Below are 14,138 nucleotides of genomic sequence, written 5' to 3'. Positions count from 1 at the left end.
TGACGTTTGCCGCGCCTCGCTTTAGCCGCTATCAGCACACAGCGTGGCGGTGTCGGGCGCCGACACAATGCTGCGCGCCCATTCGGCTGTCGGAAATTCCCTTGATGCGTCGCCTTGTCCCCGCCTTGTCCGCCCTCATCCTGATGGCCGGCGTGCTTCCCGATGTCGCCCACGCCCAGTACAGCGGTGGCCAGCAACAGCAGGGCAGCCGCTCGCGTGGCGGCCAGCAGCAGGGCGGCGACGACGAGGACGGCGGCAGCACGCGTCGGCCCCCGCGCCAGGGGACCCTGCGTCAGCAGGCCAACGCCGGTCCGTGCCCCTATGTGAAGATTCTCTATGACGCCGCCCGCTACGTCGAGCTGGCCGACAACCGCGCCGCTGTCGCCAACGTCGGCTACACCGGCGAGATCGAAGGCGTCACCGCCGGTTGCAGCTACAAGTCCGACGAGCCGATCACCGTCCAGATGAACATCCTGTTCGACCTGGGCCGCGGCCAGCGCGCGACCGGCGACCAGCGGACCTATCGCTACTGGGTCGCGGTGACCGAGCGGAACGCCGCCGTCCTGGCCAAGGAATATTTCGACCTGCCGGTCGATTTCCAGGGTCAGCCGACCGCCTCGGTTCAGGAAGAGCGCACCATTGTGATTCCGCGCAAGGACGTCAGCGTCAGCGGTTCGAATTTCGAGGTTCTGGTCGGTTTCGACGTGACGCCTGACATGGCCGCCTTCAACCGTGACGGCAGCCGCTTCCGCGTCAATGCCGGTACTGCTCCGGCCCCCGCTCCGGCGGCGCCGGCAGCGCAGCCCCCGGCCCAGTAATGACCGATCTCAAGTCCGAACTGGGCGAAGCGGTCGCGGCCGCCTTCGCCGCCGAAGGCGTGGATGCAGCGCTGGCGCGGGTCACCCCCTCCGACCGGCCCGATCTGGCCGACTTCCAGTCCAACGGAGCGCTGGCCGCCGCCAAGGCCCTGAAGGCCAATCCGCGTGAGCTGGCCGGCAAGGTCGCCGAACGGCTGGCCGCCGATCCGCGCCTGTCCTCGGTCGAGGTCGCCGGACCCGGCTTCATCAACTTCAGGGTCTCGGATGCGACCCTGGCGAAGCGCGCGCAAGCCGTCGCCCAAGACGCCGAACTGGCCGGGGCTTCGGCGGTCGCCGAACCGCGCAAGGTGGTTATCGACTACGCCGGGCCGAACGTGGCCAAGCCGATGCACGTCGGTCACCTGCGCTCCTCGATCATCGGCGAGAGCCTGAAGCGGCTGTTCCGCCTGCGCGGCGACACCGTCTGGGGCGACGCCCACTTCGGCGACTGGGGCTTCCAGATGGGCCTGCTGATCGTCGCCGTGGGCGATGAGGGCAAGGCGGACGGCTTCCTGGTGGAAGGCGACGGCCCGTTCCCGGCCGAGAGCCCGGTCAGCCTGGAGGACCTCGAGCGTCTGTACCCGGCCGCCGCCGCGACCGCCAAGGAAGACCCCGCCTATCGCGACCGCGCCCGCAAGGCGACGGCCGAGCTGCAGGGCGGCCGCCCGGGCTATCGCGCCCTGTGGAAGCATTTCGTCGCCGTCAGCCGCACGGCGCTGGAGCGTGAGTTCGGCGCCCTGGACGTCACCTTCGACCTCTGGAACGGGGAATCGGACGCCGATCCGCGCATGGCCGGGATGATCGCCGACCTGACCGCCAAGGGGCTGCTGGTCGAGGACGACGGCGCCCAGGTGGTCCACGTCGCCGGTCCCGGCGAGACGCGCAAGAAGAAGCTGGCCGACGGTTCGGTGATCGATGCGCCCAGCCCGCCGCCGCTGCTGGTGGTGAGTTCCGAAGGCTCGGCCATGTACGGCACGACCGATCTGGCGACCATCGTCGACCGGCGCGAGACGCTGGATCCCGACCTGATGCTCTATGTCGTCGATGAGCGGCAGGCCGAGCATTTCGAACAGGTCTATCGCGCCGCCTATCTGGCCGGCTACGCCAGGCCGGGCGAGCTGGAGCACCTCGGCTTCGGCACCATGAACGGCACGGACGGCAAGCCGTTCAAGACCCGCGCGGGCGGGGTGCTCAAGCTGCACGACCTGATCACCCAGGCGACCGACAAGGCGCGTGATCGCCTGCACGAGGCCAACCTCGGCGCCGACGTCGATCCGGCCGAGTTCGAGGACATCGCCCACAAGGTGGCCATCGCCGCCCTGAAGTTCGCCGACCTGTCGAACAGCCGGACCACCAGCTACATCTTCGACCTCGACCGCTTCATGAGCTTCGAGGGCAAGACCGGCCCCTATCTGCTCTATCAGGTCGTCCGCATCCGCTCGCTGCTGCGGCGCGGGGCGGAGCAGGGCGCACAGCCCGGCCCGATCGTGGTCGCAGAGCCCGCCGAGCGCGATCTGGTCCTGACGCTGGACGCCTTCGACCAGGCGATCTCGGACGCCTACGACAAGCGGATGCCGCACCTGATCGCGGAACACGCCTATCGTCTGGCCCAGGCCTTCTCCAAATTCTACGCGGCCTGCCCGGTGCTGGTCGCGCCGGACGAGGCCACCCGCGCCTCGCGTCTGGCCCTGTCGAAGGCGGCGCTGGATCAACTGGTGCTGGCGCTGGGCGTGCTGGGCATCGCGACGCCGGAACGCATGTAGCGAAGCTGCTCCGGTTTCGGGTTAGACTGTGTCGATCCCGATCCGGAGCCTGCCATGTCCCTCGACGCCTTCATCAACGGCCTGCCCAAGGCCGAGCTGCATCTGCACATCGAGGGCAGCCTCGAGCCCGAGCTGATGTTCGAGCTGGCGAAGCGGAACAAGGTTGAGATCCCGTTCGACAGCGTCGAGGCCGTGCGCGCGGCCTATGACTTCTCGAACCTGCAGGACTTCCTCGACATCTACTACGCCGGGGCCAATGTCCTGCAGACCGAGCAGGACTTCCACGATCTGGCCTATGCCTATTTCCAGCGGGCGGCTGCCGATCGCGTGCGCCATGCGGAAATCTTCTTCGACCCCCAGACCCATACCGACCGGGGCATCCCGTTCCAGGTGGTCGCCGACGGTCTGCTGTCGGGAATGAAGGCGGCCGAGGCCGATCTGGACGTCTCGTCCCAGTTGATCCTCTGCTTCCTGCGCCATCTGGATGAGGACGCGGCCTTCGCGACGCTGCGGAAGGCCGAACCCTGGCTGGACCGGATCCGGGGCGTGGGTCTCGACTCGTCGGAGGTCGGCCATCCGCCGTCCAAGTTCAAATCCGTCTTCGCCGCGGCGGGCTCGATGGGCCTCAAGCGCGTCGCCCATGCCGGGGAGGAGGGGCCGCCCGAGTATGTCTGGGAGGCGCTGGACCTGCTGAAGATCGACCGGATGGACCACGGCAACCGCTCGATGGAGGACCCGAAGCTGGTCGAGCGTCTGGCGAAGGAGGGGATGACCCTGACCGTCTGCCCCCTGTCGAACCACAAGCTCTGCGTCGTCGACGACCTGAAAGACCACCCCGTGCCCGAGATGCTGCGGCAGGGTCTGCACGTCACCCTGAACTCCGACGACCCAGCCTATTTCGGCGGCTATGTGAACGAGAATTACCGTCAGTTGACGGACGCCGTCGGCCTGACGCGCGAGCAACTGATCGGTCTGGCCAAGAACAGCTTCGAGGGGTCGTTCCTGACCTCCGCGGAGAAGTCGGCCTTTATCGACGAGATCGACGCCTACGCGGCATCGTGATGGCCCGCCGCGCTTGACTTGAAGCCAGAGTCGAGGCCTAGGTCGCCTCGCTCTCGCGGGAGAGATCGGGCGGTGGAAACACCGGCCCGGAGCCGAAGGCGCAACCGCCCCGGAAACGCTCAGGCAAACGGACCGCGAGGACATTCGGACGCTGGAAAGTCGCCTGTAAGGGCGCGCCGACGGAGCAAGACGTCTTCTGTGAAGGCGTTGGAATCTCTCAGGCTTCAGGACAGCGGGGGCGCGAGGACGGCGGAGCTTCCGCCACTGGACGCGACTCTGAAAGCCGAATGCATGACCGATGAAGCCCTGAAGACCACCCCCCTGAACGCCGCGCACCGCGCGCTCGGAGCCCGTATGGTCGGCTTCGGCGGCTATGACATGCCGGTGCAATACGAAGGCGTCCTGGCCGAGCACCGCTGGACCCGCGAACACGCCGGTCTGTTCGACGTGTCGCACATGGGCCAGTGCAAGATCACCGGCACCGACGCCATTTCCCAGTTCGAGCGCTTCGTGCCGGGCGACTACCAGATCCTGAAGTCGGGCAAGCAGAAGTACTCCCTGCTGCTCAATGCCGGGGGCGGCATCATCGACGACCTGATGGCCGGCAAGCCCGACCACGACGGCCTGTTCGTCGTCGTCAACGCCGGCAACAAGGACGAGGACTTCGCCTTCTGGGCCGCCAACCTCGAGGGCGACGCCAGGCTCACCGTTCTGGATGATCGCGCCCTGATCGCCATCCAGGGCCCCGAGGCCGCCGAGGTCATGCTGAAGTACGAGCCGGTGCTGGCCGAGTTCGGCTTCATGGATTGCGCCCGTCTGATGCTGTTCGGGGTCGACTGCTACGTCTCCCGCTCGGGCTACACCGGCGAGGATGGCTATGAGATCTCGGTGCCGGCCGCCGACGCCGAGCGCGTCTGGAACGCTATTCTGGAAGACGCCCGCGTCAAGCCGATCGGCCTGGGCGCGCGCGACAGCCTGCGCCTTGAGGCCGGCCTGCCGCTGCACGGCCACGACATCGACCCCACGACCTCGCCGGTCGAGGGCGCGCTGACGTTTGCCCTGTCGAAGTCCCGGAAGGAAGCCGCGAACTTCAACGGCGCCGAGCGCATCCTGAAGGAACTGGCCGACGGCCCGGACCGCGTTCGCGTCGGTCTGAGCGTCAAGGAAGGCGCCCCGGCCCGCGAGGGCGCCGAGATCGCCGATCTGGACGGAAACATCATCGGCAAGGTCACCTCGGGCGGCCCGTCGCCGACGCTCGGCCGCAACATCGCCATGGGCTATGTGCCCCCCGCATTCGCCGAACTGGGCACGGATCTGAAGGTCCTGGTGCGCGGCAAGCCCGCCGCCGCCGAGGTCGTCGCCATGCCCTTCGTCGCCTCCCGCTACTACCGCAAACCCAAAGCCTGAGAGCCCCAGCCATGAAATTCACCAAGGATCACGAGTGGGTCAGCGTCGACGGCGACATCGCCACCGTCGGCATCTCCAAACACGCCGCCGACGCCCTGGGCGACGTGGTCTTCGTTGAAGTCCCGGAAGTCGGCAAGACCGTCTCCAAGGGCGACAGCTTCGCCGTGGTCGAGAGCGTCAAGGCCGCTTCGGACGTCTACGCCCCCGTCTCCGGCGAGGTGGTCGAGGCCAACGACGCCCTGGGCAACGCCCCGGAGACCGTCAACTCGGCCCCGGAAGCCGACGGCTGGTTCGCGAAGATCAAGATCGCCGACGCCTCGCAGCTCGACGCCCTGCTCGATCAGGCCGCCTACGACGAATATCTGACGACCCTTTAGAATACCCGCTCATCCCCGCGAAAGCGGGGACCCAGCCCTGTCGCAAGGCAGGCGCTGGGATGAGCGGATCGTCCTCCCCGGCGACAGTCCTCGCCCGAACCACTGGGTCCCCGCCTTCGCGGGGATGAGCGGAATAGAACATGCGCTACCTCCCCCTGACCGCCGACGACCGTGAGGCGATGCTCGCCGCCATCGGCGTCAAATCGATCGACGACCTGTTCGTGGATGTGCCCGAGGCCGCGAGGCGCGAGGGCTTCGTCGACCTGCCGCGCGTGGCGGGCGAGCTGGAGGTGGAGCGGGCCCTGTCGAAGATGGCCGGGCGCAATGTCGCGGCCGGTTCGGCGCCCTTCTTCTGCGGGGCAGGGGCCTACAAGCACCATGTCCCGGCGACCGTGGATCACATCATCCAGCGCTCGGAGTTCCTGACCAGCTACACCCCGTACCAGCCGGAAATCGCGCAGGGGACGCTGCAGTACCTCTATGAGTTCCAGACCCAGGTCGCGAACCTGACGGGCATGCCGGTCGCCAACGCCTCGCTGTATGACGGCTCGACCGCGATGGCCGAGGGCGTGCTGATGGCCACGCGCGTCACGCGCCGCAACAAGGCGGTCATCTCGGGCGGGGTGCACCCCCACTACGTCCGCGCCACCGAGACCGTGGTCCACGCCGTGGGCGTCGAGACCGAGGCGCTGCCGGCCGCCGTGGACGCCGAGGCCGCCGTCATCGACGCCATCGGGCCGGACACCGCCTGCGTGGTCGTCCAGACCCCGAACGTCTTCGGCACCGCGACCGACGTGACGAAGATCGCCGAGGCCGCCCACGCCGCCGGCGCCCTGCTGATTGTCGTGGTCACCGAGGCCGTGTCGATGGGCCTGCTCAAGTCGCCGGGCGAAATGGGGGCCGACATCGTCGCCGCCGAGGGCCAGTCGATCGGCAACGCCCTGAATTTCGGCGGACCCTACGTCGGCCTGTTCGCCGCGCGCGAGAAGCTGATCCGCCAGATGCCCGGCCGCCTGACCGGCGAGACCGTGGACGCCGATGGCGAGCGCGGCTTCGTCCTGACCCTGTCGACGCGCGAGCAGCACATCCGCCGCGACAAGGCGACGTCGAATATCTGCACCAATTCCGGCCTCTGCACCCTGGCCTTCACCATCCACATGAGCCTGCTGGGCGAGACGGGGCTGCGCAAGCTGGCCCTGCTGAACCACGAGAAGGCGGTAGCCACGCGTGACGCCCTGGCGGCTATTCCCGGCGTGGAGATCCTGACCCCGCGCTTCTTCAACGAGTTCGCGGTGCGCCTGCCGAAGAACGCCGCCGAGGTCGTCCAGACCCTGGCCGATCACCACCTGCTGGCGGGCGTGCCCTACAGCCGTCTGGCGCCTGATGCGGGCATGGATGACGTCCTGCTGGTCGCCGCTACCGAAACCACCTTGGATGCCGACATCCAGATCCTCGCCAAGTCGCTGACCAAGGTCCTGGGAGCCTGAAGATGAGCACCATGAACACCGTCGGCCGCCCGACCGCCCCGAACGCCGTCACCTCGAAGCCCGCCACCCTGACCGGCGCGCGTGGCCTGCTGCAGGACGAGCATCTGATCTTTGAAGGCGAAGGCTGGGGCAAGACCGGCGTCGACCTGCCCGAGCCCGCCACGGACGGCGGCGATCTGGGCGATCTGGTCCGCCGCGACCCGATCGGCCTGCCGGGCCTGTCGGAGCCGGAAGCCATGCGCCACTACGTCCGCCTGTCGCAGAAGAACCACGCCATCGACCTGGCCATCTATCCGCTCGGCTCGTGCACGATGAAGCACAACCCGCGCCTGAACGAGAAGATGGCGCGTCTGCCGGGCTTCTCGGACATCCACCCGCTGCAACCGATCTCGACGGTGCAGGGCGCGCTGGAGCTGATGGATACGCTCGCTCACTGGCTGAAGACCCTGACGGGCATGCCCGCGGTGGCCCTGTCGCCCAAGGCCGGCGCCCACGGCGAACTGTGCGGCCTGATGGCCATCCGCGCCGCCCACGAGGCGTCCGGTCAGCACCTGAAGCGCCGCAAGGTGCTGGTCCCGACCTCGGCCCACGGCACCAACCCGGCCACCGCCGCCTTCGTCGGCTATTCGGTGGTGGAAGTGGCCCAGACCGAAGACGGCCGCGTGGACGTCGCCGACCTGGCCTCCAAGCTGGGCGATGATGTCGCCGCCATCATGGTGACCAACCCCAACACCTGCGGCCTGTTCGAGCGCGACATCCTGGAGATCAGCCGCCTGACGCATGAGGCGGGGGCGTACTTCTATTGCGACGGCGCCAACTTCAACGCCATCGTCGGTCGGGTGCGCCCGGGCGACCTGGGCGTCGACGCCATGCACATCAACCTGCACAAGACCTTCTCGACGCCTCACGGCGGCGGCGGTCCGGGCGCGGGTCCGGTGGTGCTGTCCGAGGCGCTGGCGCCCTTCGCCCCGGCCCCCTGGGTCGTGCATGACGACAACGGCTATTCGCTGATCGAGCGGGAGGAGGGCGACGCCGCCCAGGCCTTCGGCCGCCTGTGCGCCTTCCAGGGCCAGATGGGCATGTATGTGCGCGCGCTCAGCTACATGATGAGCCACGGCTCGGACGGCCTGCGTCAGGTCGCCGAGGACGCCGTCCTGAACGCCAACTACATCAAGGCCCGCCTGTCGGACCTGATGAGCCCGGCCTTCCCGGACGGTCCGTGCATGCACGAGGCCCTGTTCGACGACGAATGGCTGAGGGGCACGGACATCACCACGCTCGACTTCGCCAAGGCGATGATCGACGAGGGCTTCCACCCGATGACCATGTATTTCCCGCTGGTCGTCCACGGCGCCATGCTGATCGAGCCGACCGAGACGGAATCCAAGCAGGAACTGGACCGCTTCATCCACGCCATGCGTCTGCTGGCGGAAGCGGCGAAAGCCGGCGACGTCGACCGCTTCAAGGGCGCGCCCTTCCACGCCCCGCTCAAGCGCCTGGACGAAACCCGCGCCGCCCGCTCGCCGGTGCTGCGCTGGACCGCTCCGGCCGGGACGAATATCGCGGCTGAGTAATGCCGGGTCGGGTGGCGGTCAGCCCGCCACCCGCCTCAGCGCGGCGAACGCGGACCGGCCGAAGGGCTCGGGGCCGTCGTCCTCGCCGGACAGCCAGGCCTCGGTGGCCAGTTTCATGATGCCGATGGCGGCCGAGGCGGTGACGCGGCAGGCCACGTCGCTTTCGGGCAGGCCCTTGCGGTCGCTGAGCGCCTTCGACAGCGCCCGCTCCATCTTCTCGTACTTGGCCTGATCGCCGGCGCACAGGGCCGGAGTGTCGTGGATCAGCCGGGCGATGGCCTTGGCCTCCGCCGTCTGATAGCGGGCGGCCAGGTCCGCCATCGCGTTTTCGACCATGTCCAGCAGCGGCTCATCGATCGGACGGCGGCCGATGGCCTCGGCGACGATGTCGGGGAAGTCGGCCTTGGCGGCGAAGACGATCTCTTCCTTGGAGCCGAAATAGTGGAACAGGCTGCGGCGCGACACGCCCGCGGCCTCGGCGATCTCATCGAGCGTGGTGGCCTCGAAGCCCTTGGCCAGGAACAGCCGCGTGGCCTCGGACTGAATCCGGGTATGGGTCTCCGCGCGCTTGCGTTCGCGCAGGCCGCCGGAGCGCTCGCTGGGGGGTGTCGATTTGTCTTCTTGCACGTCTTGCATATTTGCATTGGATGCAGATATTGCAACCAACGCCCTTCAGGCGGTTACCGACGCAGAGGATAGCGACATGGCGACCTGGACCACAAAGGATATTCCCAACCAGTCGGGCAAGCTGGCTGTGGTGACCGGCGCGACCGGCGGCCTGGGGCTGGAGACGGCACTGGATCTGGCGGGCGCGGGCGCCGAGGTCATCCTCGTCGGGCGCAATCCGGCCAAGGGGAGGGACGCCCTTGCGCTGATCCAGGGGCGGCATCGCGACGCGATTCTGCGCTTCGAACAGGTCGACCTTGCCGATCTGGGCTCGGTGAAGGCCTTCGCCGACAGGATGCTGGCCGAGGGGCGGCCGATCGACATCCTGATCAACAACGCGGGCGTCATGGCCCTGCCGAAGCGTCAGACGACGGCGGACGGCTTCGAAATGCAGTTCGGGACCAACTACCTGTCCCACTTCGCCCTGACGGGCCGGCTCCTGCCCTTGCTGACGGCCCAGCCACTGGGGGAGCGGGCGCGCGTGGTCCAGCTGGCCAGTATCGCCCACAAGGGCGGCCGCATCCGCCTGAGCGACCTGAACTACGAGCGCGGCTACCGGCCCTGGCCCGTCTACCAGCAGTCCAAGCTGGCCATGCTGATGTTCGCCATCGAGCTGGACCGCCGCAGCCGCGCCAACGGCTGGGGCCTGACCAGCGTGGCGGCCCACCCCGGATTCGCGCGCACCGACCTGATCGCCAACGGCCCGGCGGCGGACGGCGGCTCCCTGTTCGAATGGGGCGTCGGCCTGATCGCGCCGATTCTCAGCCATTCGGCGGCCGACGGCGCCCTGCCGACCCTGATGGCGGCGACCGCCCCGGGCGTGACGGGCGGCCAGTATTTCGGGCCCCAGGGCTGGAACGACATGAAGGGGCCGCCGGGGATCGCCGAGATCCGGCCCCAGGCGCTGGACGCCGGGGTCGCGGCGAAGCTGTGGGGGGCCTCGGAGCAACTGACCGGCGTGGCTTTCTAGGCACGGGCGAGGGGAGGGCGCTCAAGGCTTACAAAACCTTCACCGTTCAGCCTCGGTTCAGCCACCGAAGCAGATTGTAAACACCGTTGTGGCAAGGTCGTCACGGTCGAGACTTCTTGGCCGGATCGTGGACCCGGAGAACACCGGGGACGTTGTCAGAACAGACTGCCTTCCCATCTGGACCTCCCGTGACCCTCGCCTTCGCCCCTTCCGGATTTTCGCCTCGCTCCCGCGATCCGCTGCGCGCCCTCAAGCGCTCGGCGCTGATGGTCGCCGGGGTTCTGGTGGTCATACTGGGCCTGCTGATTGGGCCGCTGCCGGGTCCCGGCGGCATCCCGGTGGTCACCCTGGGTCTGGTCCTGATCCTGCGTGGGTCGTGGAAGGCCAAGCGGCTGTTCATCCGCGCCCAGTACGCCCGGCCCAAGTGGGTCTATCCCTTCCGCCGCCTGATGCGGAAGCGTCCGGAGTTCGCTCCGGTCTTCTGGCAGCAGGCGCTGCGGGCCGAGAAGCTGGTGCTGCGCCGCAGCAACCGGCCGCTGAAAGGCTGGCGCAAGCGCCTGCGCCGCACCCCGCGCAAGCCCGCGTTCGCCTGATCTGAACGCCTGAAACGGTCTGTTTTCGCGCTTGCGTTGTCGCAGACGCGAAGCACGCGTTTGTGAATGTGCCCGAAGTGTGGCGCATGGCGTCCTGACGAGACAGGCGTAGACTCCTCCCTGCGTTATCGGAACGGAAAAGGCGTTGGGAGGCGCTATCGTTATGATGTCACGCGTTAAAAAGGGACTGGTCGCGGGCTTCGCGGCCACATTGGTGGTCTTCGCTCTCGAAGGTATCAATCAGGTGGCGGGACCGTGGTTCACCCCGTCGTTTCCATCCATCGTCGCCAGCATGATCGGTATGGACGGCAATGTCGCCGTCGGCTGGATCGCCCACTTCCTCATGGGCACGGTGGTTCTCGGGCCGCTGTTCGGCATTCTTTGCCCCCGGCTGCCCACCGACACCCAGGCCACCAAGGGCATCGCCTTCTCGGTGGGGGCCTTCGTCATCATGATGACGGGGGTCTTCCTGTTCGGCGGGCCGCGTACCTTCGCGGGCGACGCCGGCTTCGGCGTGGTCGCCTGGCTGCTGATCACCAATGTGGTGTTCGGGATTGTGCTGGGTCTGGTCTACGGCGATCTGGTCACCCGCGAGAAGCGGGCCGCCAAGCTGATGTCCGCCGGCGGTATCCCCGCCCACTGAGTACGAAAAAGGCCCCGCCGTCGCCGGCGGGGCCTGATGTCGTCTGCCGAAGCGGCCGCTGACTAGTTCAGGCGGCCGCTGATCTGGGCGATGGCGGCGTCGAGCAGGGGATCGCTCTTCTGACCCGAAACGCGGGCGGTCAGGATCTGCTCGGCGGCGCGCGACGCCAGGTCGGCGGCGGCGGCCTTCACCTCGGCCGACGCCTGGGCCTCGGCCTGGGCGATGCGGCGTTCGGCCAGAGCCTGACGGCGGGCCAGGGTTTCTTCCAGCTTGGCCTTGGCCTCGGTCTCCATGACGCGGGCGTCAGCCTCGGCGGCGCGGAGCATTTCGGCGGCCTGGGCTTCAGCCTCGGCCTTTTCGGCGCGGATCTGGGCCAGCAGGGCCTCGGCTTCCGAACGCAGGCGGGCGGCCTCGTCCAGTTCCGACTGGATCTTGGCGGCCTTGGCGTCCAGCTGGGCGGCGACCATCTTCGGCACGCCGACGAAGATCACGATGCCGATGAAGATCAGCAGGCCGATGGCGACCCACAGTTCGGGCTCGGCGATGTTGTAGAAGTGGGGTTCGAGGAAGGCGGGCATATCAGGCGGCTCCCTTGACCGCGGCGGCGGCTTCAGCGGCCGTGGGGGCCTTGCCGGTCAGGTGCTCGACGATGGCCGAGGCGGTGTCGGTCGCGATCGAGGCGACATTGGTCATGGCGGCGTCGCGGGTCTTGCCGATGGCGGTTTCGGCCTCGGCGATGCGGGCGCTGACCACGGCTTCTTCTTCGGCGGCGCGCTTGTTGGCTTCGTCGGTGACGCGGGCCTTGGCGGCAGCGGCCGTGGCGCGGGACTGGGCGCGGGCTTCGGCGACTTCAGCCTTGGCCTGCTCGGCCTGGCCGGCGGCCTCGGCCTGGACCTGACGCGCGGTGGCGACGGCGGTGGAAATGGTGTCGGCGCGCTCATCCAGGACCTTGCGCATACGCGGCGCGAAGACCTTGGCGATCAGCCAGTAGAGAATGGCGAACAGGAAGACCAGATAGACGATCTGGCCGAACCAGTGCTGGAACTCGAATTGGGGCAGGCCGCCGCCTTCGCCATGCGCGGCCTCGGTCGAGGCGTGCGTGGTGTTCACCGTGCCGACCTGGGCCGAATGAGCGGCGTCGGGAGCGGTGGGAACGAGGTCGGGTGTATGTGTGGCCATGCTTCGTCTGTCTTGCAAATCAATCGAAAAGGCGCGGCGACCGGGATCGCCCGGACGCCGCGCCTGTTCGGGAGCAGCCCTTAGGCCGAGAAGATGATGATGCCCAGAACGAAGGCCAGAATGCCCAGGGCTTCAGCCAGGGCGGCGCCGACGAACAGGTTGCCGATTTGCGAGCCGGCGGCCGACGGGTTGCGCAGGGCGCCCGTCAGGAACGAGCCGAAGATGTTGCCGACGCCGATACCGGCGCCGATCATGCCGAGGGTAGCGAGGCCTGCACCGATGAGCTTGGCGGCTTCTGCGTCCATAATCTTGATCCTAGTCTTTAGAGGTTTGGTGGGTGGAAACGAACTGGGTGTGGGCTTTAGTGCCCGTGACCCAGGTTGACCACATCGTTGAGGTAGATGCAGGTCAGAACGGCGAAAACGAAGGCCTGGAGGAAGGCCACCAGGAACTCGAGGGCGGTCAGGCCGACGGTCATGCCCATCGACAGCATGGCGATCGGGATGCCGAACCAGCCCAAGGCGCCCGTCACACCGATGACGACGAAGCCGGCGAAGACCTTCAGGGCGACGTGGCCGCCCATCATGTTGCCGAACAGACGAAGCGTCAGGGTGATGGGGCGCAGCAGGAAGGATATGAACTCGATCGGGACGATGAAGAACAGCATCACGAACGGCACGCCCGACGGCACGAACAGCTTGAAGAAGCCCAGGCCGTGCTTGGCGAAACCGATGGCCAGCACAAGCAGGATGGTCATGACGCCGAAGGTGGCGGTCACGGCGATCTGCGAGGTGGCGGTGAAGGTCAGGAACAGGCCGATGAAGTTCATGGCCAGGATGAAGGTGAAGACCGTGAACACGAACGGGAAGAGCTTGCGGCCCTCGTGACCGATGATGGAATCGACGATGCCGTCGATCATGCCGAACATCGTCTCGCCGACCGCCTGCATCCGGCCCGGAACGACCGTGGCCTTGGCGGTGAACAGCTGAAGCATCAGCACCACCAGACCGAAGGCGATGGTCATCGCCAGGTGCGAGTTGGTGAAGGCGATATGCTGCGTGCCCACGACAGGCAGGGTCACATCCCCGAAGTCGATCAGGGGTTCGATCTTAAACTGGTGAAGCGGATCAGCCATGGGCCCCTTAGTCTTCTTCGTCTTCGTCGAAGGGAACCGACTTCGGCTCCACTCCACTTGCCTTGGCCTGGGCCATCAGGCGTTGCGCCGTCTGCCAGGCCATCCATACCGATACGGCGAAGCCCAGAAGGACGCCGCCGATCAAACCCCAGGGTCCGGTGTGCGCGAACCGGTCCACGATGAACCCGAGCGCCAGCCCCACGAACACCCCGCCGAACAGGTCGGCGATGATCCGCCACGCCTGTCCCGCCGCCGCCTGTCCCGCCGCTTCATGCGACACGGGAGGAGCCGTCCGCGCCTCCAGTGAGGAAGCGCTGTCATTGAGGCGTTTGATCGCCTCTTCGCGCGATTCCGTCGGTTGGGACATGGGTTGTATCGGCTCGACGTCCCGGCAAGCCCGGACGGGGTCTGAATTCGGCGCGGAA

At 67.6% G+C, this 14,138-nt stretch carries 16 protein-coding genes and 2 riboswitches; of the genes, 10 read left to right on the top strand and 6 right to left on the bottom strand.

The window, feature by feature from the left end; genetic code table 11:
- Positions 1 to 104 precede the first annotated feature (104 nt).
- The 7 genes from ACW172_RS19820 to gcvPB all read left to right on the top strand — a co-directional run bounded on the left by ACW172_RS19820 (position 105) and on the right by gcvPB (position 8,527).
- A complete protein-coding gene (locus tag ACW172_RS19820; protein ID WP_492033100.1) occupies positions 105 to 818 on the top strand; it encodes a Tat pathway signal sequence domain protein in 714 nt (237 codons plus the stop codon).
- Positions 818 to 2,620: an arginine--tRNA ligase gene (argS, locus tag ACW172_RS19815; RefSeq protein WP_492033099.1), complete on the top strand. Its 1,803-nt coding sequence runs from the start codon at positions 818 to 820 to the stop codon at positions 2,618 to 2,620. The genes ACW172_RS19820 and argS overlap by 1 nt, the downstream gene beginning before the upstream one ends.
- A 54-nt stretch (positions 2,621 to 2,674) precedes the next feature.
- The gene (locus ACW172_RS19810) at positions 2,675 to 3,682 is read left to right on the top strand and encodes an adenosine deaminase (RefSeq protein ID WP_492033098.1); all 1,008 of its coding nucleotides are present in this window, start codon (positions 2,675 to 2,677) and stop codon (positions 3,680 to 3,682) included.
- Between the two features lie 46 nt (positions 3,683 to 3,728).
- Positions 3,729 to 3,827, top strand: a riboswitch (glycine riboswitch).
- A gap of 4 nt (positions 3,828 to 3,831) precedes the next feature.
- Positions 3,832 to 3,917, top strand: a riboswitch (glycine riboswitch).
- A gap of 56 nt (positions 3,918 to 3,973) precedes the next feature.
- Positions 3,974 to 5,089 (top strand): glycine cleavage system aminomethyltransferase GcvT, encoded by a 1,116-nt coding sequence (gene gcvT / locus ACW172_RS19805; RefSeq protein WP_492033097.1) that lies wholly within the window; start codon positions 3,974 to 3,976, stop codon positions 5,087 to 5,089.
- Between the two features lie 11 nt (positions 5,090 to 5,100).
- Positions 5,101 to 5,466, top strand: a complete 366-nt coding sequence (gene gcvH, locus ACW172_RS19800) for a glycine cleavage system protein GcvH (RefSeq protein WP_492033096.1) — start codon at positions 5,101 to 5,103, stop codon at positions 5,464 to 5,466.
- A gap of 140 nt (positions 5,467 to 5,606) precedes the next feature.
- Positions 5,607 to 6,953, top strand: coding sequence for an aminomethyl-transferring glycine dehydrogenase subunit GcvPA (gene gcvPA / locus ACW172_RS19795; protein WP_492033095.1), 1,347 nt, complete (start codon positions 5,607 to 5,609; stop codon positions 6,951 to 6,953).
- 2 nt (positions 6,954 to 6,955) lie between these two features.
- Complete coding sequence (gene gcvPB / locus ACW172_RS19790; protein ID WP_492033094.1) at positions 6,956 to 8,527, top strand: aminomethyl-transferring glycine dehydrogenase subunit GcvPB; 1,572 nt, start codon at positions 6,956 to 6,958, stop codon at positions 8,525 to 8,527.
- An 18-nt stretch (positions 8,528 to 8,545) separates the two neighbouring features.
- Here the strand turns inward: gcvPB and ACW172_RS19785 are convergent, their stop codons facing one another.
- Positions 8,546 to 9,163: a TetR/AcrR family transcriptional regulator gene (locus ACW172_RS19785; protein ID WP_492033093.1), complete on the bottom strand. Its 618-nt coding sequence runs from the start codon at positions 9,161 to 9,163 to the stop codon at positions 8,546 to 8,548.
- 67 nt (positions 9,164 to 9,230) lie between these two features.
- On the opposite strand from ACW172_RS19785, the gene ACW172_RS19780 reads away from it, so the two are divergent.
- The 3 genes from ACW172_RS19780 (at position 9,231) to ACW172_RS19770 (ending at position 11,399) form a co-directional block, all read left to right on the top strand.
- Positions 9,231 to 10,163 (top strand): SDR family oxidoreductase, encoded by a 933-nt coding sequence (locus ACW172_RS19780; protein ID WP_492033092.1) that lies wholly within the window; start codon positions 9,231 to 9,233, stop codon positions 10,161 to 10,163.
- Between the two features lie 188 nt (positions 10,164 to 10,351).
- Complete coding sequence (locus ACW172_RS19775) at positions 10,352 to 10,756, top strand: hypothetical protein (protein WP_492033091.1); 405 nt, start codon at positions 10,352 to 10,354, stop codon at positions 10,754 to 10,756.
- Between the two features lie 166 nt (positions 10,757 to 10,922).
- On the top strand, positions 10,923 to 11,399 hold the full coding sequence (locus ACW172_RS19770; RefSeq protein WP_492033090.1) for a DUF6789 family protein: 477 nt from the start codon (positions 10,923 to 10,925) through the stop codon (positions 11,397 to 11,399).
- A gap of 62 nt (positions 11,400 to 11,461) precedes the next feature.
- On the opposite strand, the gene ACW172_RS19765 is transcribed toward ACW172_RS19770, so the two are convergent.
- The 5 genes from ACW172_RS19765 to ACW172_RS19745 all read right to left on the bottom strand — a co-directional run bounded on the left by ACW172_RS19765 (position 11,462) and on the right by ACW172_RS19745 (position 14,080).
- Entirely contained in the window at positions 11,462 to 11,977 is a 516-nt protein-coding gene (locus ACW172_RS19765) for a F0F1 ATP synthase subunit B (RefSeq protein ID WP_492033089.1), read from the bottom strand.
- Position 11,978: 1 nt separating this feature from the next.
- Complete coding sequence (locus ACW172_RS19760; RefSeq protein WP_492033088.1) at positions 11,979 to 12,578, bottom strand: F0F1 ATP synthase subunit B family protein; 600 nt, start codon at positions 12,576 to 12,578, stop codon at positions 11,979 to 11,981.
- Between the two features lie 80 nt (positions 12,579 to 12,658).
- Positions 12,659 to 12,883, bottom strand: coding sequence for a F0F1 ATP synthase subunit C (locus tag ACW172_RS19755; RefSeq protein WP_492033087.1), 225 nt, complete (start codon positions 12,881 to 12,883; stop codon positions 12,659 to 12,661).
- A 56-nt stretch (positions 12,884 to 12,939) separates the two neighbouring features.
- Positions 12,940 to 13,713: a F0F1 ATP synthase subunit A gene (locus ACW172_RS19750; protein WP_492033086.1), complete on the bottom strand. Its 774-nt coding sequence runs from the start codon at positions 13,711 to 13,713 to the stop codon at positions 12,940 to 12,942.
- Positions 13,714 to 13,720: 7 nt separating this feature from the next.
- Positions 13,721 to 14,080 (bottom strand): AtpZ/AtpI family protein, encoded by a 360-nt coding sequence (locus tag ACW172_RS19745; protein WP_492033085.1) that lies wholly within the window; start codon positions 14,078 to 14,080, stop codon positions 13,721 to 13,723.
- Positions 14,081 to 14,138: the final 58 nt, after the last annotated feature.

The sequence above is a fragment of the Brevundimonas sp. ALps5 genome, assembly GCF_058681645.1.
Note: the sequence above shows the minus strand (reverse complement) of the source record. Positions and strands in the feature narration are given on the sequence as shown.

Bases quoted from the DNA above. Each gene is read 5' to 3' on its own strand.
- ACW172_RS19820 (WP_492033100.1), top strand. From the start codon at position 105: ATGCGTCGCCTTGTCCCCGCCTTGTCCGCCCTCATCCTGATGGCCGGC.
- argS (WP_492033099.1), top strand. From the start codon at position 818: ATGACCGATCTCAAGTCCGAACTGGGCGAAGCGGTCGCGGCCGCCTTC.
- ACW172_RS19810 (WP_492033098.1), top strand. From the start codon at position 2,675: ATGTCCCTCGACGCCTTCATCAACGGCCTGCCCAAGGCCGAGCTGCAT.
- gcvT (WP_492033097.1), top strand. From the start codon at position 3,974: ATGACCGATGAAGCCCTGAAGACCACCCCCCTGAACGCCGCGCACCGC.
- gcvH (WP_492033096.1), top strand. From the start codon at position 5,101: ATGAAATTCACCAAGGATCACGAGTGGGTCAGCGTCGACGGCGACATC.
- gcvPA (WP_492033095.1), top strand. From the start codon at position 5,607: ATGCGCTACCTCCCCCTGACCGCCGACGACCGTGAGGCGATGCTCGCC.
- gcvPB (WP_492033094.1), top strand. From the start codon at position 6,956: ATGAGCACCATGAACACCGTCGGCCGCCCGACCGCCCCGAACGCCGTC.
- ACW172_RS19785 (WP_492033093.1), bottom strand. From the start codon at position 9,163: ATGCAAGACGTGCAAGAAGACAAATCGACACCCCCCAGCGAGCGCTCC.
- ACW172_RS19780 (WP_492033092.1), top strand. From the start codon at position 9,231: ATGGCGACCTGGACCACAAAGGATATTCCCAACCAGTCGGGCAAGCTG.
- ACW172_RS19770 (WP_492033090.1), top strand. From the start codon at position 10,923: ATGTCACGCGTTAAAAAGGGACTGGTCGCGGGCTTCGCGGCCACATTG.
- ACW172_RS19765 (WP_492033089.1), bottom strand. From the start codon at position 11,977: ATGCCCGCCTTCCTCGAACCCCACTTCTACAACATCGCCGAGCCCGAA.
- ACW172_RS19760 (WP_492033088.1), bottom strand. From the start codon at position 12,578: ATGGCCACACATACACCCGACCTCGTTCCCACCGCTCCCGACGCCGCT.
- ACW172_RS19755 (WP_492033087.1), bottom strand. From the start codon at position 12,883: ATGGACGCAGAAGCCGCCAAGCTCATCGGTGCAGGCCTCGCTACCCTC.
- ACW172_RS19750 (WP_492033086.1), bottom strand. From the start codon at position 13,713: ATGGCTGATCCGCTTCACCAGTTTAAGATCGAACCCCTGATCGACTTC.
- ACW172_RS19745 (WP_492033085.1), bottom strand. From the start codon at position 14,080: ATGTCCCAACCGACGGAATCGCGCGAAGAGGCGATCAAACGCCTCAAT.